Origin of the sequence: Janthinobacterium sp. LS2A (assembly GCF_036543145.1) — a bacterium.
GTDB classification, from domain to species: Bacteria; Pseudomonadota; Gammaproteobacteria; order Burkholderiales; family Burkholderiaceae_D; genus Janthinobacterium; species Janthinobacterium aestuarii.
The window spans coordinates 235243-254556 of sequence record NZ_JAZHPB010000007.1 but is presented as its reverse complement, the minus strand read 5'-3'; the positions used below and the strand labels follow the sequence as shown (position 1 = coordinate 254556).

At 64.7% G+C, this 19314-nt stretch carries 17 protein-coding genes; 4 read left to right on the top strand and 13 right to left on the bottom strand.

Features of this window, described 5'->3' with window-relative positions; all coding sequences use genetic code 11:
• Positions 1–6: 6 nt before the first annotated feature.
• Positions 7–1479, bottom strand: a complete 1473-nt coding sequence (zwf, locus tag V3C40_RS20670) for a glucose-6-phosphate dehydrogenase (protein ID WP_034750861.1) — start codon at positions 1477–1479, stop codon at positions 7–9.
• Positions 1480–2042: 563 nt separating this feature from the next.
• Between zwf and V3C40_RS20665 the strand changes: the two genes are divergently transcribed.
• Positions 2043–2996 (top strand): chemotaxis protein, encoded by a 954-nt coding sequence (locus V3C40_RS20665; protein WP_034750860.1) that lies wholly within the window; start codon positions 2043–2045, stop codon positions 2994–2996.
• A gap of 240 nt (positions 2997–3236) precedes the next feature.
• Here V3C40_RS20665 and V3C40_RS20660 read toward each other — a convergent pair whose 3' ends face one another.
• Positions 3237–4133 carry an SMP-30/gluconolactonase/LRE family protein gene (locus V3C40_RS20660; protein WP_331778407.1) on the bottom strand — a complete coding sequence of 299 codons (897 nt, stop codon included), beginning with the start codon at positions 4131–4133 and terminating at the stop codon, positions 3237–3239.
• Between the two features lie 14 nt (positions 4134–4147).
• Positions 4148–5812, bottom strand: a complete 1665-nt coding sequence (gene pgi / locus V3C40_RS20655; RefSeq protein ID WP_331778406.1) for a glucose-6-phosphate isomerase — start codon at positions 5810–5812, stop codon at positions 4148–4150.
• A 336-nt stretch (positions 5813–6148) separates the two neighbouring features.
• Between pgi and edd the strand changes: the two genes are divergently transcribed.
• Genes edd through V3C40_RS20640 form a run of 3 tightly spaced genes read left to right on the top strand, consistent with a single transcriptional unit; the run spans position 6149 to position 9274 of the window.
• Positions 6149–8062: a phosphogluconate dehydratase gene (edd, locus tag V3C40_RS20650; RefSeq protein WP_072455326.1), complete on the top strand. Its 1914-nt coding sequence runs from the start codon at positions 6149–6151 to the stop codon at positions 8060–8062.
• 3 nt (positions 8063–8065) lie between these two features.
• Positions 8066–8695 carry a bifunctional 4-hydroxy-2-oxoglutarate aldolase/2-dehydro-3-deoxy-phosphogluconate aldolase gene (locus V3C40_RS20645; protein WP_070303463.1) on the top strand — a complete coding sequence of 210 codons (630 nt, stop codon included), beginning with the start codon at positions 8066–8068 and terminating at the stop codon, positions 8693–8695.
• Positions 8696–8752: 57 nt separating this feature from the next.
• Positions 8753–9274 (top strand): hypothetical protein, encoded by a 522-nt coding sequence (locus V3C40_RS20640; RefSeq protein WP_072455324.1) that lies wholly within the window; start codon positions 8753–8755, stop codon positions 9272–9274.
• An 8-nt stretch (positions 9275–9282) separates the two neighbouring features.
• Here the strand turns inward: V3C40_RS20640 and V3C40_RS20635 are convergent, their stop codons facing one another.
• Genes V3C40_RS20635 through V3C40_RS20590 form a run of 10 tightly spaced genes read right to left on the bottom strand, consistent with a single transcriptional unit; the run spans position 9283 to position 19313 of the window.
• The gene (locus V3C40_RS20635; protein ID WP_331778405.1) at positions 9283–10299 is read right to left on the bottom strand and encodes a LytR C-terminal domain-containing protein; all 1017 of its coding nucleotides are present in this window, start codon (positions 10297–10299) and stop codon (positions 9283–9285) included.
• Between the two features lie 13 nt (positions 10300–10312).
• Complete coding sequence (locus tag V3C40_RS20630) at positions 10313–11260, bottom strand: type II secretion system F family protein (protein ID WP_034750850.1); 948 nt, start codon at positions 11258–11260, stop codon at positions 10313–10315.
• Between the two features lie 19 nt (positions 11261–11279).
• Positions 11280–12254, bottom strand: coding sequence for a type II secretion system F family protein (locus V3C40_RS20625; RefSeq protein ID WP_331778404.1), 975 nt, complete (start codon positions 12252–12254; stop codon positions 11280–11282).
• A 10-nt stretch (positions 12255–12264) separates the two neighbouring features.
• The gene (locus V3C40_RS20620) at positions 12265–13632 is read right to left on the bottom strand and encodes a CpaF family protein (protein ID WP_331778403.1); all 1368 of its coding nucleotides are present in this window, start codon (positions 13630–13632) and stop codon (positions 12265–12267) included.
• A gap of 44 nt (positions 13633–13676) precedes the next feature.
• Positions 13677–14828 (bottom strand): AAA family ATPase, encoded by a 1152-nt coding sequence (locus V3C40_RS20615; RefSeq protein WP_331778402.1) that lies wholly within the window; start codon positions 14826–14828, stop codon positions 13677–13679.
• 36 nt (positions 14829–14864) lie between these two features.
• Positions 14865–15383, bottom strand: a complete 519-nt coding sequence (locus V3C40_RS20610) for a TadE/TadG family type IV pilus assembly protein (protein WP_051991109.1) — start codon at positions 15381–15383, stop codon at positions 14865–14867.
• 10 nt (positions 15384–15393) lie between these two features.
• Entirely contained in the window at positions 15394–15861 is a 468-nt protein-coding gene (locus V3C40_RS20605; protein WP_034750833.1) for a TadE/TadG family type IV pilus assembly protein, read from the bottom strand.
• A gap of 7 nt (positions 15862–15868) precedes the next feature.
• Positions 15869–17419, bottom strand: coding sequence for a Tad domain-containing protein (locus V3C40_RS20600; RefSeq protein WP_331778401.1), 1551 nt, complete (start codon positions 17417–17419; stop codon positions 15869–15871).
• A gap of 46 nt (positions 17420–17465) precedes the next feature.
• Positions 17466–17753 carry a hypothetical protein gene (locus V3C40_RS20595; protein WP_034750828.1) on the bottom strand — a complete coding sequence of 96 codons (288 nt, stop codon included), beginning with the start codon at positions 17751–17753 and terminating at the stop codon, positions 17466–17468.
• Between the two features lie 9 nt (positions 17754–17762).
• A complete protein-coding gene (locus V3C40_RS20590) occupies positions 17763–19313 on the bottom strand; it encodes a type II and III secretion system protein family protein (protein WP_331778400.1) in 1551 nt (516 codons plus the stop codon).
• Position 19314 lies beyond the last annotated feature (1 nt).

The following is a 19314-nucleotide window of genomic DNA, read 5'->3' as shown; positions in this document are numbered from 1 at the left end:
TGCCTGTTAATCCTCGGGTAATGCTTCTTCACGCCACTGCAAGCCATCGCGGCCGATCAGGGCGCTGGCGGCCGCAGGGCCCCAGGTGCCTGCCGTGTACGGAATCGGCGCGCTGTCGTTCTGTTCCCAGTTGTCGAGAATCGGCTCGACCCATTCCCAGGCCGCTTCCAGTTCGTCGCCGCGCATGAACAGGGTCAGCTGGCCGCGCAGGACGTCGAGCAGCAAACGCTCGTAGGCATCCATGCGCGGGGTCTTGAACGATTCGCGGAAATCGAGTTCCAGTTCCGCCGGTTTCAAGCGCATGCCGTCGCCCGGGGTTTTTGCCATCAGGTTCATGCGCAAGCCTTCGTCCGGCTGCAGACGGATCACCAGGCAGTTCGGCTGGAAGCTGGAGGTCGGCTGGTTGAAGATCGAGTGCGGGATCTGCTTGAAGCGCACGACGATCTCGGCCAGGCTGTCGGCCATGCGCTTGCCCGTGCGCAGGTAGAACGGCACGCCGGCCCAGCGCCAGGTGTCGATTTCCGCCTTCAGGGCAACGAAGGTTTCGGTGCGCGAATGTTCCGGCGCATCCGGTTCGTCGCGGTAGCTCGGCACGGTGGCGCCGTCGACGTGGCCCGCGCGGTACTGGCCGCGCACGATGTTTTGCGCCAGGGTGGTGGGCGTGAATTTTTTCAGCGAGCGCAGTACTTGCAGCTTTTCATCGCGCACGGCGTCCGGCGCGATCGAGGTCGGCGGTTCCATGGCGACGATGCACAGCAGTTGCAGCAAGTGGTTTTGCAGCATGTCGCGCAGCGCGCCCGAAGTGTCGTAGTAACCCATGCGGTTGCCCACGCCCAGCTTTTCGGCGATGGTGATCTGCACGTCGGAAATCCATTCGCGGCGCCACAGCGGTTCGAACAGGATATTGCCGAAGCGCAGGGCCAGCAAGTTCTGCACGGTTTCCTTGCCCAGGTAGTGGTCGATACGGTAGATCTGCGATTCCTGGAACACCTTGCCCACTTCGGCGTTGATCTGCTTGGCGCTGGCCAGGTCGCGGCCCAGCGGTTTTTCCAGCACCACGCGCGAATTCGGCGTCACCAGGCCGTTGTCTTCCAAGTTGTCGCAGATCAGCGCGAACAAGTGCGGCGGCGTCGCCAGGTAGTACACGCGCGTCAGGTCGGCATCGCCGCGCAGCGCTTCGACCAGCGGCGCGTACGTGGCCGCATCGCTGGCGTTGAGCGACACATACACGATGCGCGCGCAGAATTTGCTCCAGGTGGCGGCATTCAGGGTGCTGGCCTTGATATGCGGGCGCGAGTTGGTTTCCACCATTTTCAGGAAGGCATCCTGGCCGCTGTCCTGGCGGCCCACACAGATGATGCGCGCCGTCGGCGGCAAATCGTTCGCGACGTCGCGCGCATACATTGCAGGCAACAACTTGCGCATTGCTAAATCGCCGCTGCCGCCAAACAGGACCAGGTCAAAATCGGTAAGTGCCATAAGTGAGTGTCGTCGCAAAAGTAAAAGGGCCGGAGCGGGGAGGAAGCCGACCGGAAGTGCCAGTCTGTCGCTACTATAATCGGTGGTGTAAATTTACTACGTAGAACAGGCAATTGCAAGAAATTTTACTACATTCCGGCCGCTGCCGTCGCCATTTTGCCCGCTATGCATGGCTGCGATGCCGGCATGGCCATTATATGCCGTTCGCTGGCCTGGGTAGGCTATCGCGATTTGCACGCGGCGTTTCAAAGTAACCATGGTTGCCAGGGAAATTTCTAGTTCTCCACGTCATCATTTGCGCTGTAGCAACAGGCAAAGCAAGAAATGCTGTCAGGATCGCCGTTGGCAGCGTAAAGTAGCTTTGGAGAAAGTAAAAAACCGTATAATTCAAGCTCGAATCGATAGCAACTATTGGTTGTAAGAAATTGTACGATACATACTGCACCGCTAGCGCCGGCCATGCCCCGAACCCGCCATCCGACGTCCATGCGACGTGCAGTCCGCATTGTCCGCAGCATCAGGGGCAGGCGACTTAACTTTACAAGACGGCTCAAGGGGACACAATGAATTCAATGCAGCAAGATGTCGATGAACGCACCAGCCTGACAGGCAATAACAAATTCGAACTGTTCCTGTTCAAGCTCGGTACCAGTGATCACTCGACCAGCCGCGAACTGTTCGGCATCAATGTGTTCAAAGTCCGTGAAATCATGGAAATGCCTGCCATCACGGCGGTGGCCGGTTCGCACCCGCACATGTTGGGCGTGGTCAATATCCGTGGCCAGATCGTGCCCGTGATCGACTTGCCGATGGCGGTCGGCTGCAAGAGCAGCGGCTTGAAGATACTGATGGTGACCGAATTTGCCCGCTCGACACAGGCGTTTGCCGTGGAAGAGGTCGATGAAATCGTGCGCCTGGAATGGAACCAGGTGCTGTCGGCCGAATCGAGCGTCGGCGGCGGCCTCGTCACCAGCATTGCCCGCCTCGATGGCGATACGGACAAGACACGCCTGGCGCAAGTGCTGGACGTGGAGCAAATTCTGCGCAACGTGCTGCCGTCGGGCGACCCGGACGTGGACGAGAACAGCATCGGCCCGCAAGTGCGCTTGCCGGCCGGCGCCGTGATCCTTGCGGCCGACGATTCCTCGCTGGCCCGCTCGCTGATCGAAAAGGGCCTCGAAGCGATGGGCGTGCCTTTCATCATGACCAAGACGGGCAAGGAAGCATGGGAACGCCTGCAGGCGATCTCGGCCCAGGCGGCCACGGAAGGCAAGACGGCGAAAGACAAGGTCGCGCTGGTGCTGACGGACCTGGAAATGCCGGAAATGGATGGCTTTACCTTGACGCGCAACATCAAGAACGATGGCCGTTTCTCCAACATCCCCGTGGTGATCCACTCGTCGCTGACGGGCTCGACCAACGAAGACCACGTCAAGGGCGTGGGCGCCGATGGCTATGTGGCCAAGTTCGTGGCGGCTGAATTGGCCGAGACGATACGCAAGGTATTGTCGCGGTAATCCGGCGCGGCCATGGCCAACACGGTTGTCGGATTACGCGGGCCTTCGTCCCGCTAATCCGACCTACGCCGTTGCGCAAGAAAAAGCGCCGGACCCTCGCGGGTGCCGGCGTTTTTTCTTGCTGACAAACGATTACGGCTGGTCCGCCACGCCTCTGGGCACGTGGCAGTCCGGTAGGTCGGATTGGCGCAGCGAAGCTGCGCGTAATCCGACGCCGTCACGGTCAACAATGGTGTCGGATTACGCCTGGTAAGCTGTTTCCGGCTGGCCCGCCACGTCCACGCGCACGGACAGCACGTGGCCCGTCAACGGGTAGTCGGCGATTTCGGCGGCGGAGCGGTTGTGGCTGGCGCTGGTGATGTACAGGGTGCGCAGGTCGGGGCCGCCGAACGTCACCATGGTGGGGCAGCGCACGGGCACGGTGATTTCGCCCAGCAGATGGCCGTCGGGGGCGAAGCGCAAGATCTTGCCGCCTTCAAACATGGCCGACCAGTAATTGCCTTCGCTGTCGACGGCCGCGCCATCGGGGCGCCCGCCGTAATCAAACGCTTTCTTGTCCGTGGAAAAACGCTGGAACGGTTGCGGCGCGGAAATGGCACCCGTGGCTGCATCGAAATCGAAGCGGTCGATGCGGTGCGTGGTGGTATCCGAGTGGTACATGGTGCGCTTGTCCGGGCTGAAGCCCAGGCCGTTCGACACGGTCATGCCGCCCGACCAGACCTTGCGTACTTGTCCCTTGTCCAGCACGAACATCTCTGCCGCATCGGCGCTGCGCGGCTCGAAAATCGTGCCGACCCAGAAACGGCCTGCCGGATCGACCTTGCCGTCGTTGAAGCGCGTGGTGCTCATGTCGAATGGCGCCGGGGCGATTTCCGCCAGACTGCCCGTCTTTGTGTCGAGGTGGGCGAAACCGCTGCGCAAGGCCACGATCAGGCCGCCGCCCGCATTGATGGCCAGCGCCGACGGTTCCGTCGGCATATTCCATTGCTCATGCTTGCCGCTGGCCGGGTGCAAGCGGTGCACGGCGCGGCCATCGATATCGACCCAGTACAGGGCCGCTTCCTTGCCATGCCAGAGCGGGCATTCGCCCACTTGCATGGGCTTGTCGCTCACTACTTTGATTTCGTAAATATTCATAAACCTCAATTAAGTTAGTACGCCGCCTTGGCGGCTTTCGCCAAGGCAATCAAGCCATTGGTCGAGCTGTCGTGGTGGTCGGGACGGGCTTCGCCCGTCAGTTCGGCCTGGATTTTCTTGGCCAGCACCTTGCCCAGTTCCACGCCCCACTGGTCGAAACTGTTGACGTTCCACAAGACGCCCTGCACGAAGGTCTTGTGTTCGTACAGCGCGATCAGGGCGCCCAGAGTGGTCGGGGTCAGCTGGTCCATCAGGATGGTGTTGCTGGGGCGGTTGCCGGGGAAGGTCTTGTGCGGCACCAGCGCTTCGATCTCGCTTTCCGGCAAGCCTTGCGCCTGCAGATCAAGACGCACTTCTTCGCCCGTCTTGCCCGTCATGAAGGCTTCCGACTGGGCGAAGCAGTTCGCCAGCAGGGCATCGTGGTGGCCCGGCAAGTCGTGCGTGGCGCGCAGGGCGGCGATGAAATCGATGGGTGTGATGTCCGTGCCCTGGTGCAGCAGCTGGAAATACGCATGCTGCGCATTTGTTCCGCAATCGCCCCAGATGACGGGGCCGGTCGGCACGCCGACGGGCACGCCATCCTTGGTGACGCGCTTGCCGTTGCTTTCCATGTCCAGCTGTTGCAGATAGGCGGCAAAGCGGCTCAAGTCCTGGTGATACGGCGCGATGGAAACGGAGCCGCAGTCGAGGAACTGGCGGTTCCAGAAACCGACCATGGCCAGCACGACGGGCATGTTCTGTTCCAGGGGCGCCTGGCGGAAATGCTGGTCCATCGCATGCGCGCCGGCGAGGAAATCGCTGAAGTATTCAAAGCCGACGGACAGGGCCACGGCCAGGCCGATCGACGACCAGACGGAATAGCGGCCGCCGACCCAGTCCCAGAACGGGAACATATTGTCTGGCGAAATGCCGAAGTCGACGATGGCTTGCGTATTGGTCGAGACGGCCACAAAATGCTGGGCCAGATCCTTTTCTTCGCCTTCGAGCAGGAACCAGGCGCGCGCAGTGTTGGCGTTGAGCATGGTTTCAGCCGTAACAAAAGTTTTCGAAGCCACGATGAACAGTGTCGTTTCCGGATCGACCTTGGACAAGGTCGCTTCCATGTCGTGACCGTCGACGTTGGAAACAAAGTGCATTTCCAGGCCCGGGTTGGCGTAGGAGCGCAGGGCCAGGCACGCCATTTTCGGGCCCAGGTCCGAGCCGCCGATGCCGATGTTGACGATGTCGCAAATCGGCTTGCCCGTGTAGCCGAGCCAGCTGCCATTGCGCACCTTGTCCGTAAACGCTTTCACGCGCTGCAGCACATCTTGCACGTCGGCATCGATATCCTGGCCATCGACGACCAGCCTGGTGCCGCGTGGCGCGCGCAAAGCCGTATGCAGAACGGCCCGATGTTCGGTAAGATTGATTTTCTCGCCAGTGAACATGGCTTCGCGCTGCGTTTCCACGCCGCGTTCGCGGGCCAGGTCCATCAGCAGGCCCATGGCGGTGGCGTCGACACGGTTCTTCGAGTAATCGAGCAGCAGGCTGGCCGCATCGACGGTCATGCTGGAAAAGCGGGCGGGGTCGGCCGCGAACAGCTGGCGCAGATGCACGTCGCGCAGGCTGGCGCTATGCGCTTGCAGGGACTGGAAACTGGCGGTGGCGGTGATGGCAGGAGTAGGTGCTGGCTGGCGCATGGCGGTCGGCTTGGGTGCTTGTCTCGGTTGAAAGGAGCGCGGCGCGTTCGTCGTGGCGAACAGCGGATCCGGCATTGGTATGAGAATAATACATCAGAAAAACGTAATTTCACTACAGTTTGTGACGCGAAGCGGATTTTGTTGTGCTTTTTTTAGCGATGGCGCCTGCGACATATAAGAGCCATGTTGGCACGTGCCGGTATGCGATATTTGCCGGGTTTGCCTTGATACGCCGCAATCTGTCGCTTATTTGTGTTGCTGGCCCATGCAAGAGCGCTTCTTCTTCACCATTTTGTAGTAAAATTTCACGAAATACTCATTTTTAAGGAAATCCATATGGCGCTGCATCCAGTAGTCGAATCCGTAACAGCGCGCATCATCGCGCGCAGCCGGCCATCGCGCGGCGCCTACCTGGCGCATCTGGATGCGGCCCGCATCCAGGGCGTGCAGCGCGGCGCCCTGTCGTGCACCAACCTGGCGCACGGCTTTGCCGCCTTTCCCGCCAACGACAAGCTGTCGCTGAAGGAATACAAGAAGCCGTCCGTGGCCATCGTGTCCTCGTACAACGACATGCTGTCGGCGCACCAGCCTTTCGAAGGCTTCCCGCAGATCATCAAGCAAGCCGTGCGCGAAGTGGGCGCCGTCGCCCAGTTCGCCGGTGGCGTGCCCGCCATGTGCGATGGCGTGACGCAAGGCCAGCCGGGCATGGAACTGTCGCTGTTCTCGCGCGACACCATCGCCATGTCGACGGCCGTGGCGCTGTCGCACAATATGTTCGACGCCGCCCTGTACCTGGGCGTGTGCGACAAGATCGTGCCGGGCCTGTTGATCGGCGCGCTGCACTTCGGCCACTTGCCGGCCGTATTCGTGCCGGCCGGCCCGATGACGTCGGGCCTGTCGAACAAGGAAAAAGCCCAGGTGCGCCAGTTGTATGCGCAAGGCAAGGCCACGCGTGAAGACTTGCTCGAAGGCGAATCGAAAGCCTACCACGGCGCCGGCACCTGTACCTTCTACGGCACGGCGAACAGCAACCAGATGCTGATGGAAGTAATGGGCCTGCACATGCCGGGCGCCGCCTTCATCACGCCGAACACGCCGCTGCGCGATGCGCTGACTGTGGCCGCCTCCCAGCGCGCCGCCGCCATCACGGCGCAAAGCGCCAGCTATTTGCCCGTCGGCCATATCGTCGACGAAAAATGTATCGTCAACGCCGTCGTGGGCTTGCTGGCCACGGGCGGCTCGACCAACCACACCCTGCACCTGGTGGCGATTGCCAAGGCGGCCGGCATCGTCATCGACTGGAACGATTTCAACGAGCTGTCGGCCATCGTGCCGATGCTCACGCGCATCTACCCGAACGGCGACGCCGACGTGAACCATTTCCACGCGGCCGGCGGCACCGGTTACCTGATCCGCGAATTGCTGGACGCGGGCTTGCTGCACGAAGACGTCAACACCATCCTGGGCCACGGCTTGCGCGCGCACTGCATGGAGCCGTTCCTCGGCGAAGACGGCAAGGTCTTCTGGAAAGATGCTCCAGCCGCCAGCGCCGACGAAAACGTGCTGCGCCCCGCCTCGAATCCGTTCGCACCGGACGGCGGCATGGTCCTGGTCGCAGGTAACCTGGGCCGCGCCGTGATGAAGGTCTCGGCCGTCAAGCCGGAGCACCGCACGGTCGAAGCGCCTGCCCTCGTGTTCAATTCGCAGGAAGAATTCATGGCCGCCTACAAGGCGGGATCGCTGGACCGCGACTTTGTCGCCGTGCTGCGCTTCCAGGGCCCGCGCGCCAACGGCATGCCGGAACTGCATGCGCTGACGCCGGCGCTGGCCAATCTGCAGGATGCGGGCCGCCACGTGGCGCTGGTTACCGATGGCCGCATGTCGGGCGCGTCGGGCAAGGTGCCGGCCGCCATCCACGTGTCGCCAGAGATTCTCGCCGGCGGCCCGCTGGGCCTCGTGCGCGACGGCGACATCATCCGTCTCGACGCCTTTACCGGCGTGCTCGAGGCGCTGGTGCCGGCCGACGTCTGGCACGCGCGTTCGCTGGTGACCGCCGACCTGTCGCCGAATCACATCGGCATGGGCCGCGAGCTGTTTTCCATGTTCCGTTCCACCGTCAGCGCGGCGGAAGAAGGTGCCACCACCTTCGGCCTGCCGTCGCCGATTCCCACCACCGTCGCCTTGCACGACGCCGACAATGTCGGTGATACCGTACCGGGTTCCGATGAAGACTTTTTGGCTAGGAAATAAGAGATGACCATGACACTACTGGAAATTATGCGCACCTCGAGCGTGATCCCCGTGATTGCGATCGACGATCCTGAACACGCCGTACCGCTGGCGCGCGCGCTGGTGGCGGGCGGCATCCGCGTGCTGGAAGTAACCTTGCGCACCAAGCACGGCCTGGAAGCGATCCGCGCCATGTCGGAAGTACCGGGCGCCATCGTCGGCGTGGGTACCTTGACCCGTCCCGAGGAATTCGTGCAAGCGCGCGATGCGGGCGCCGTCTTCGGCGTGTCGCCAGGCCTGACGTCGGCCCTGGTGGCGGCGGCGAAAAGCAGCGGCTTGCCTTTGCTGCCAGGCGTGATGACGCCGGGCGAAGTGATGGCAGCGCGTGAAAACGGCTTCCAGCAGCTGAAACTGTTCCCGGCCGTGCCGGCCGGCGGCATCGGCATGCTCAACGCGATTTACGGCCCGCTGCCGGACGTGACGTTCTGCCCGACCGGTGGTATTTCGCAAGAGACGGCGTCGCAGTTCCTGGCGCTGAAAAACGTCGCCTGCGTGGGCGGTTCGTGGCTGACGCCAAAAGACGCGATCGCGGCCGGCAACTGGGACCGCATCACGGAAATCGCCAAAGCTGCCAGCGGCTTACGTTCGGTTTAATCGGTACCTGTGCGGCAAGCTCCCATGCTTGCCGCTTCTTTCTTCTGACGGAGTGCCATGCGCGTCTTGCGCCGCCCCCTCACCATCGGCGAAACCGCCATGGCCCGCAGCGTCTTCCAGGGCGCCATCGACTACGCGCGCGTGCGCGTCGTGCGCGGCTCCTTTCTACCGTTTGGCTTGCAGGATCAGAACACGGCGATGACGCCGCGCGGCAGCCTGCACTTCATGCCGGCCCAGTACCGCGACGATTTCTCGCGCGAAGGCAACAGCGGCAAGCTGTTCTTCATCCACGAAATGGTGCACGTGTGGCAGTACCAGCTTGGCTACAGCGTGCTGCTGCATGGCGTGCTGCTGGCGCTGCGCGGCGGCTACATCGGCCAGCGCGCCTACCGCTACGATGCGCAAGCGGGCGGCGTCTTGTCCGACTTCAACATGGAGCAGCAGGGCGACATCATCGCCCACTACTTCGGCGCGCGCCAGCTGGGCATTCCTGCCTACGTGGCCAAGCTGCCGCAGCTGCAGGATATCCTGCAAGGCTTCCTGATCAATCCCACTGACCGCCGCCTGCTGCCGCGCTGATTTCACCGTTACTGCGCCAGGTTCGATGCCAGGCGTATGTCCGGTGCATGCAGGCTGGCCGGCGCATCCTTGCCCAGCAAGATACGCAGGTCGGCACCCGCGCCGACGCTGCTGTCGTCCGCCGCCTGCAGCTGCGGCATGCCGCCCAAGGCCAGGGCCAGGGCGGCTGCCGCCTGCGCATGGCCGGGGCGGTAGACGATGCTGCTGGCCTGGACGCCGTACGGCCGCTGGTTGCCCAGCCGCAGCACGCTGATGCCCATGCCGCCCAGCATGCCGCGCATGCGCGCCGCCATCCCCGTTGCGCCATTGCCGTTGATGACTTCCAGCCGTGGCAGGGTTGCCACCGGTGCCACCTGTTTTGCCGGCGCTGGCAAGGCGGCGTGCGCCGCCACGGGCGCGTCGCGCCAGCTCAGCGTGAAGATATTCGGCTGCGATTGCGTCAGCTGCAGGCGGCTGGCAGGCGCCGCTGGCGCGGGCGCCGGGGCCAGGTCGGGCACGATGGTCTCCGCGGTGGCATCGACTGTGACTATGCTGCGCGCCAGCGCCGCGATGGTGAGATCCAGATTGGCGCGCGCCGGCTGCTGGCCGTTGTCGAGCTGCAGCGACTGGCGCAGCACGCTGGCCGCCTGGGCATAGTCTCCCTGCAGGTACAGCACGTAGCCGAGGTTGTTGTAGGTCCTGGCCGTCGGCGCCTCTTGCGCCAGCGCCTGCAGCATGCCGCGCGCCGTTTCCAGCTGGCCCAGCTGCGCGTGCAGCACGGCGGCGCCATTGCGCGCGTCGGCCGAGTCGGGCGTCAATAGCAGGGCTTCGCTGTAGGCTTCCATCGCCGCGCGCGGGTCGCCCAGTTCCTGCATGCGCTTGCCCAGCTTGCAGAAAGCGGCGCTGCGGGTGGCGGGGCTGTCGTCGATGCGCGCCTGGGGCGGCGCAGCATGGTTGCTCTGAGTGGCCGGGCCGGGCAGGTGGCCGCAGGCGGGCAGCAGGCCGGCGCAGGCGAACATGAGCATCAGGGTGGTGTGCTGTGACATGGCGGTTCTCCGGTCAGCTGCCGCTGCCCATGCTGGGCAGGAGCACGCGGTAGATTTGCAGGAAGGCTGGTCCCATCAGGACGACCAGCAGCGAAGGGAAGATGAAAAAGATCAGCGGGAACAGCAGCTTGAGGGCGATCTTCGCCGCTTCTTCCTCGGCCAGCTGGCGGCGCTTCGTGCGCAGCTGGTCCGACTGCACGCGCAGCGAGGCGGCGATGCTGGTGCCGAAGCGCTCGGCCTGGATCAGCATGGCCACCAGCGCGTCGACATCCTCGACGCCCGTGCGCAGGGCCAGGTTGCGCAGCGCCCGCTCCTTGGTGTTGCCGGCGCGCAGTTCCAGCATCACCAAGTGCAATTCCTCGGCCAGCACGGCGCTTTTCAGGGCGATTTCGGCCGCTACCCTGGCCAGCGCCGCATCCATGGCCAGGCCCGCTTCCACGCACACCGTCATCAAGTCCAGCGCATCGGGAAAGCTTTCGAAGATGTCGCGCTGGCGCCGTTTGATCATTTGCGCCAGCACGATATTGGGCAGGTAGTAGCCGATGGCGGCCACGATCAGCAGCCAGAACAAGAGAGCTTTGCCCGCCATCTGGCTGCCCGACGCGCTCAGCCCCAGGAACAGCAGCAGGGGCAGGCCGATGGCCAGCATGGTCTTGGCGGAAAAGAACAGGATGGGCGCGGACGCCTGGCGCAGGCCGGCATTCATGAAGCGCCGGCGCATCACGGAGCCTTCCCAGCCCTGGTCGGGCAGCGACAGTTTGGCCAGCGGGCCGCTCAGGCGCACCATGCGCGCCAGCCAGGGGCTGGGCGCGGAGGCGCCAGGCGCGGCCGCGCTCTTGCCGGTGGCGTTGTCCATGCGCTGGCGCAGGGGATCGGGGGCAAAGCTGCGCATGGCCACCAGCACGGTGCCGAAGACGGCGATGAAGAGCAGGGCGAGAAAGGCGAAATGGACGGGATTCATGAGGATTCTCCTTGCGGGCTCAGACGCGGATGCGGATGATATTGCGCATGACCAGGATGCCGCACACCATCATCACGAGTGCGCCGACGAGCATCTTGCGTCCGCCCGGATCGACGAACAGCATTTCCAGGAATTGCGGATTGGTCAGCTGGATCATGGCCGCCGCGCCGAAGGGCAGCAGCGACAAAATCCAGGCCGACAGCTTGCCTTCGGCCGACAGCACGCGCACCTGTCCCAGCAGCTTGATGCGCTCGCGGATGATGCGGCTGATGCTGTCGAGCAGTTCGGCCAGGTTGCCGCCCGTTTCGCGCTGGATCAGCACGGCGATGACGAAATAGCGCAAGTCCGTGCTGGGCACGCGCGTGGCCAGGTTCATCAGCGCATCCTGCATGGCGATGCCGAAATTGACTTCGTCGAAAGTGGCGCGAAATTCCACGGCCAGCGGCGCGTTCATTTCATCGCCGACCATTTTCAGGGCGGTGGGGAAGGCGTGGCCGGCGCGCAGGGCACGCGCCATCAGATCGAGCGCATCGGGCAATTGCTGCTCGATGCGCTGCAGGCGCTTGGCCTTGGCGCGCAAGACCACCAGCAGCGGCAGCAGGGCCGCGCCGGCCACCAGCGGCAGGAGCAGCAGCCACGGCACGCTGAAGTAGCTGAGCAGCAAAAACGCGGCGCCGGCCGCAGCCAGCATCACGCCGGCGAAGCTGGCCACGCTCCAGGTCAGGCCCGACTGTTCCAGCAGGCGGTCGAGCGCATGCACGCGGGGCACGCTGAGCAGCACGCGCTGCAGGGCCGGGGTGTCGCTCAGCAGGCGTTTCTTGATCATCGAGCTGCCCGTGTCGCCATGCGCGCCGGCCGACATGATGCGCAGGCGGCGCGCGACCCTTTCCGCTTCCGGGCCGCGCGAGGTGTTCCACGCCAGGTACACGCCCTCGATCAGCAGTACCACGGCGATGAAGGTGAGGATGGCGAATACGTAATAGAGATAGTCCATGATGCTCCCCTTAATGGTACTGGCGGGCGGGATCGAACAGGGTTTCCGGCAGGCTGATGCCGAAGGCGCGCAGGCGTTCCAGGAAGCGCGGCCGCACGCCGCTGGCATGGAAATGCCCCTGCACCGTGCCGTCCTCGCCGATGCCTGTCTGGCGGAAGGTGAAGATTTCCTGCATGGTGATCATCTCGCCTTCCATGCCCGTGATTTCCTGGATCGACGTGACCTTGCGCTTGCCGTCCGTCAGGCGCGACACCTGCACCACCACGCTGATGGCCGAACTGATCTGCTGGCGCATGGCTTTCACGGGCAGGGCCGCGGAAGCCATGCTGATCATGTTTTCCAGCCGCGTCAGCGCGTCGCGCGGAGTGTTCGCGTGAATGGTGGCCATCGAGCCTTCATGACCCGTGTTCATGGCGCCCAGCATGTCGAGCGCCTCGGCGCCGCGCACCTCGCCCAGGATGATGCGGTCGGGGCGCATGCGCAGCGCGTTGCGCACCAGCGCCCGCTGCGTCACTTCGCCCTTGCCCTCGATATTCGGCGGGCGCGTTTCCAGGCGCACCACGTGCGGTTGCTGCATCTGCAGTTCGGCCGCGTCCTCGATGGTGACGATGCGCTCGGCCGTGCTGATGAAGCCGGAAATCGCATTGAGCATCGTGGTCTTGCCGCTGCCCGTGCCGCCCGAGATCAGGATGTTGACCTTGGCCTTGCCCAGCGCCTGCAGGGTGGTGCTCATTTCTTCCGTCAGGCTGTGCTTGAGCAGCAGGTCGGCCAGGCGCAGGGGCTGGGCCGAGAAGCGGCGGATCGACATCACGGGGCCGTCGATGGCCAGCGGCGGGATGATGGCGTTCACGCGCGAGCCGTCGGGCAGGCGCGCATCGACCATGGGGCTCGACTCGTCGATGCGCCGGCCCACGCGCGAGACGATCTTGTCGATGATTTTCATCAAATGCGCATCGTCGGTGAAGCAGACGTCGCTCAGCTCCAGGCGGCCATGGCGCTCGACATACACCTGGCGGTAGGTGTTGACGAGGATATCGGACACGCCGGGATCTGCCAGCAGCGGTTCGAGCGGGCCGAAGCCGAGCACCTCGTCCTGGATGTCGCGGATCAGCGAGCGCCGTTCCAGCTCGTTGATCACCACATTGTCTTCCGTGAGCAAGTCGCTGACGAGGATTTTCAGCTCTTCGCGGATCTGCTCGCGCGACAGGCGCTGCATGCCTTCCAGGTCGACGCGGTCGAGCAGCGCCTGGTGGGTGCGGTGCTTGAGCTGCTGGTAGCTCTGGCTGGCTGCGCCCTGGTGCGCGGCATCGTCATTCAGGCTGGCGTCGTCCTGGGCATAGCCCAGGCGGTCCCGCAGGGTGAGTTTTTCGACAGTCATGATCGGTCTCCGGTAAATGTAGGGGATCAGGCGCGCTGTAGGGATCAAGCGCGCGCCAGCAGCCGCGAAACCCAGCCTTGCGCGGCGGGCGGGGTTTCGCCGGCCATGCTGGCGGCCAGTTCCTGCAGGGCACGCGAAACGGCGTTGTGCGGCGTCAGCTTGAGGATGGGCACGCCCTGGCTGACGGAGGCTGCCACCGCTTCGTAGTGGTTGGGGATGGATTTGTAGACGTGCTTGCCATATGCCGCTTCCAGGTCGGCCACGCGGATGCTATCGCTGCTCGCATAGCGGTTCAGGATCAGGCGGATCTTGTCTTCGCGGTAGCCGAGGCCGCGGAACACGTCGAGCAGGCGCTTGCCGTCGCGCACATACGGCAACGTTGCCTGCAGCACGGGGAAGATCAGGTCGGCCCGGTCCAGCGCGCGCACGCTGACGGGGTCGAGTCCGCGCCCCACGTCGAGCAGGATATAGTCGTACTGGCTGCGCGCCAGGGTCAGCAAGCGGTCGATATGGTCGGCTTCGACGTCGGCCGCGTGGGCCGGGTCGTCGGCGGCGGCCAGCACGCTGTAGGCGGGCGTGATCTGGATCATGCTGGCGGTCAGCAGCGAAGCGTCGAGGCGCACGATCTGCTGCGACAGCTGCGACAGCGTGGTGGCCGGCTTGTGGTCCGAGACGAACAGGGCGGCGTCGCCGAACTGCAGGTTCAGGTCGAACAGCGCCACCTTGCGCTGTTCGCCGGCGGCCAGCGCGTAGCCGAGGTTGGCGGCGATGAAGGTGGCGCCGCTGCCGCCCTTGCACGAGACGAAGGCCAGCACCTGGCCCTTGCGCGTGACCTGCTTCAGCAGTTTTTCCTCGATGCGGCGCAAGGCGGCGCACAGGGCCGCGTCGTCGTCCGGCTGCAGCACTTCGCGCACGCCGGCGCGCATCGAGCGCAGCAGGAATTGCGGACTTTGCTGCGGGCATTGCACGATGATGGCCAGGCTCGGATGGCGTCCGCCCAGCAGCTCGAGCTGTTCCAGCTCCGCCTCGCCCGTCTGCTCCTGCTCCAGCAGCAGCAAGTCCGGCGTGACGCCGTTGTCGAATACATCGGGTATGCTCGCCAGCAGGGTGACGCGGTCGGCCGTGCTGCGTTCGCGCAGCAAGCGGGTCAGCCGTTTGAGCTGGGCTTCATTCTTCGAGACGATGACGATATTCACTTGGTACTCCCCGGTAAAAGTGTTCGGTAAAGGCGTTCAGTTGATCTGGAAGCCCAGGCTTTCGGCGTGCATGACCACGACCGAGGCTGGTACGGCGATATTGAGAAAACCGAACAGGCTGACCATCGGCGTGTAGCTGACGTTGTCGATCGAGACGCGCACGCTGTCGATGCAGCTGGCCGTGCGTGTGATGTCGCCGCAGGCCGACAGGTTGTCGCCCGGGTCCGTCGGCGGCAAGGTCACTTCGGCGCCGCTCTTGTTCAGGTAGCGGATGGTGATGTTGGCGGCCGTCAGTTCCGGCGCGGCCGGCAGTGCCGTGCCGCCGAACAGGGCCAGGGTCTTGATGGCGTCGGTCTCGTCGACCCAGCGCACTACCGCTTCGCGCGCTGCGCGGCGGCTCACTTCCTGCACCGTGTTGTACAGGTACAGCATGCGGCCGAATTCGAGGATGCCGAACAGCAGGGTGAAAAACAGCAGCGACACCAGGGCGAATTCGACGGCGGCGGCGCCGCGCTGGCGCCCGGCTGGAGGAGAAGATGAAAGGCGGTGGCGCATGGCGTTCTCCTTACAGCATGTAGCGCATGGTGGTGCGCGGCGAAAGCGGCGTGGCATAGCTGCTGGCCGCGCCGATCACGAACGGCAGGTACTGGCCCACCGACAGCGTGTAGTTGACGACTTCGACGCGGATGCCGCCCGGCGCCGTGCCATCGTTGCAGTTGCTGTCGTTGAACGCCGCGTCCAGGCAGGTGACCGTCACGTTGGCCGTGGTGAAGTCGCTGATGCCGGCGCTGAGGGCCGCATCGACCACCGTCTGCCTGGCCGCCGGCACGCCCTGCGAGGCGATGCCGGCCTTGGCCTTGACGGACATGTTGCGCGCCGCGTCGCGCGTGGCCTTGGTCAGCGCGTCGTAGTACCAGAAGGCGCGGCCGAAGCCGAAGATGCCTGCCAGCAGGGTGATCAGCAGGGCCAGCACGATGCCGAATTCGACGGCGGCGCCGCCGCGCTGCCTGAGGGGGGAGTGGTGGATGCGCATGGCCGCCTCACTTGTAGAGTTTGATTTCGGAATTCGGCACGGGCTCGATCAGGCCCGCGAATTCGACGTCGAGGCGCTTGGTGCCGCCGCTGAAATCGGCCTTCATCGTCATGAAGAATTTGCCGATGCCCACCGCGTTCATGGTGCCGCACGAAGCGGGCCCCACGGGCGCCGTACGGCAGTCGACCAGCACCACGTTGAGGATGCGCCGGTTGCGCTGGCCCGGATGGGCCGGCGAAGGCGCCTGGAACGTGGGCCCGCTGGTCTGGTTGTACGGCGAAGGCGGCGTACTGGCAGGAAAGCCTGCGCCGGCGCTGACGGGGTAGCTGGCCGTGTCGAAGTAATTCGCCTTGGCCGTGCTGTACATGGGGTTGGCGTTGCCGTCCGCGACGCTGTAGGCCGTGCCGGCCTTGGCCGGGGTGGCGCCATTGCTTTGGTAGGCGGGGCCGTAGGACCACAGCACGCCGTAGCCGGAGAACTGGGCGAACGTGGCCGATGGCGCGGGAACCGTGCCAGCCGACGGCAGCTGGTAATTCGGCTTGTTGCCGGCCAGGCTGACGGGCTGCTGGCTGGGCAGGGTGCTGGCGCCCGGTTCCATCCAGCTGGCGGGCGGCGAGCTGGCGGCGGTGGCGGCGCAGGGCGACGCGGCGCCCACGCACGGATATTCCTTGATGTTGGTGTCGGGCGGCGCCGTCGCGGGGTCGCACACGGACGGGCCGCCGTAATCGTCGAAGCGGGAATTGAGCGAGGCGGCCAGCGACGCCGTCAGCCCTGTGTTCGTGTAGACCTGGCCCGTGCCGCTGGTGATGACGGCGCTGCTGCCCGTGCACATGAATGGCGCGGTGGAGGCGGCGCTCGCGTGCGAGGCGCTGCAGGTGCCGGGCGGCGCGTCGACGGGATTGATCAGGTAGGGATCGGAAGGGCCGCCCAGCGGATTGAGGCCGAACAGGTTGTAGGTGACGCCGCGGCGGAAACCGAATTCCACCAGTTCCGTCAGGCCCGTGCCGGCCGGCGCTGCCGGATACGTGTATTGCGCCGTCTTGTTGGCCGGATCGACGGCGCACACGCCGATCGGCGTGACGTCGTTGACGAAGCGGCCCGCCACTGCCACGCCCGAGGTACTGGTGCTGGCGATGCCGGCGATGCCCATCAGGTAGGTGGCGAAGGTCTTGCTGCCCGTGTCGACGCGGATGAAGGTCTGGCCCTGGGGACTGGTGCGGGCGCTGGCGCCGGACGACCAGGGACCGTCCGGGCTGGGGCCGAACTCGATGTTGGCGGCCGTGATGGTCAGCGCGGTGGAAAAATCGTAGCGGTTCTTTTGCGCGATGGCGATGGCCTTGGCCTGCGCGTTGTCGATGCCGTCCGCGCTTTGATTGAGTTCCACGGCGCCGGCCAGCGCGGCGCTGTCGGCGCCGTTCTGCAGTTCCGCCTTGGCGATGTACAGGTGGCCCAGGTCCAGCACCAGGCCGCCCATGGCAAACAGCACCACCAGGGTCAGCCCCAGCACGATGGCGATCGCGCCCTGCTGCTTGTCGTGCCTGCGAAATGGGGTGTTCATGGCTGTCTCCTGGTGGCCTGGGGGAAGTGCATCGCGGGACCGGCGCCTACTGGCGTCCGCCCACGCCGATGGTGAAGACATTCGGTTGCGGTTCCGGCGCCGCGAACGATTTCTGGTAGCGCTGGTAGGCGCTGACGCCGGCCTTGCCGTCGATGCCGCTGACGGGGTTGGCATTGCGGTAGGCGTCCGGATACATGATCTGCTGCGCCTTGAGCAGGGCCACCGATTCGCCGAAGTGCGAATCGAGCACGGGCGTGGTGGTGGCGGCGCAGCCGGCCAGCAGGACCAGCAGCGACAGCAGGGTGGCGCAAGGCAGGCGATGTGCGGTTTTCATGGTGTTCTCCTATTTGAGGTCGAAGCCGGCGGCAGGCTGGGGCGCGGCCGCTTGCGGCTGCATGGGCGCTGGTGCCGCTGCGCGCGCCGGTGCGCTGCCTTCCATTTTTCCCTGCATGAACATGTCGCCGCGCGTCGGCTGGATGTAGCCGTCGGTGGGCAGCTTGTAGTCGGGCGGCAGCGGCTTGACCAGGTGCGGCGTGATGATGAAGACCAGTTCCGAACGGTCCGTCTGGAAGTCCGTGCTGCGGAACAGGGCGCCCAGCACGGGCACTTCGCCCAGGCCTGGCAGGGCCTTGATATTGCTGGTCACGTTGTTCTTGATCAGGCCGCCGATGGCGAAGCTCTGGCCGTCGAACAGCTGCACCGTGGTGGTGGCGCGCCGCGTCGTAAACGATGGCAGGATGGCCGTGGCCGAGATGCCGGTGGCCGTGATGCCGATGCCGTCCTTGTTCAGGTCCGACACTTCCGGCGCCACCTTCAGGTTGATGCGTCCCCCTTCGAGCACGGTGGGTGTGAATTTCACGGCCACGCCGAACTCCTTCTCTTCCAGCGTGATGGTGGGCACGCCGTTATTGTTGCTCTGGCTGACGGGGATGAATATCTTGCCGCCGGCCAGGAAGCTGGCCTCCTGGCCGCTGATGGCCATGATGTTCGGTTCGGCCAGCACCTTGATCAGGCCATCGCGTTTTTGCGCGTCGAGGTTGAAGAAGTTGTTCTTGCTGGCGCCGCTCAAGCCGCTGGGATTGTTGCTGAGCAGGCTCGACAGCAGCGAGTACGACCAGCTGCCGATGGTCTTGTTGATGCCCAGGCTGGCGCCCAGCTGGTCGACCAGCACCTTCGACACTTCGGCCACCTTCACTTCCAGCATCACCTGCTGCGGCGCGGCGATCGACAGCAGGTTGATCACGCGCGGTATGTTCGCATCGGGCGCTGCGGCGGGTGCTGCGCCCGAGGCGGCGCCGCCGCTGCGGGCGCTGCGCTGCACATAGGCGTTGGCCAGCGACAGGGCCTGGTCGGCCTTGACGACATCGCTGACCATGCCCGACAGGATCAGGGTGTCGCCCGCCACCGTGACGTTGATCTTTTCGTTCGGCAGCAGTTCGGCCATGCGTGCCTGCAGGCTGCTGCTGTCGATGCCGACGGCCAGGTCGATGATGGTGGCGTCATTGCTCTTGTTCCACAGGATCAGGTTGGTGGTGCCGACGGAACGCCCCAGCAGGTAGACCTCGTTGGGGTTAAGCAGGATGACGTCGGCGATGCGCGGGTCGCCGACGGACATGCGGCTGGCTGCGAACGGCAGGCGCATCAGGGTCGACTTGCCTTCGGCCAGGCTCATTTGCGGCGCCATCTCGGTGCGGCCGGCGCGCGATTCGCTTTGCGGCGGCGTGGCCTTGGGCCGGGTGGTGGCGCGGCTGCTTTTGGCTGCCCCGGTGTCGGCGGCAGCGGCGGCAGCGGCGACGGGTTCGCCGCGTGCCTGGGGCGCCAGGGCGCCGATCATGGCGAGGGCAAGCGCCAGGCTGAGTACCCGGCTTCCGCTTGCTGTGCAATATGTGCTCATG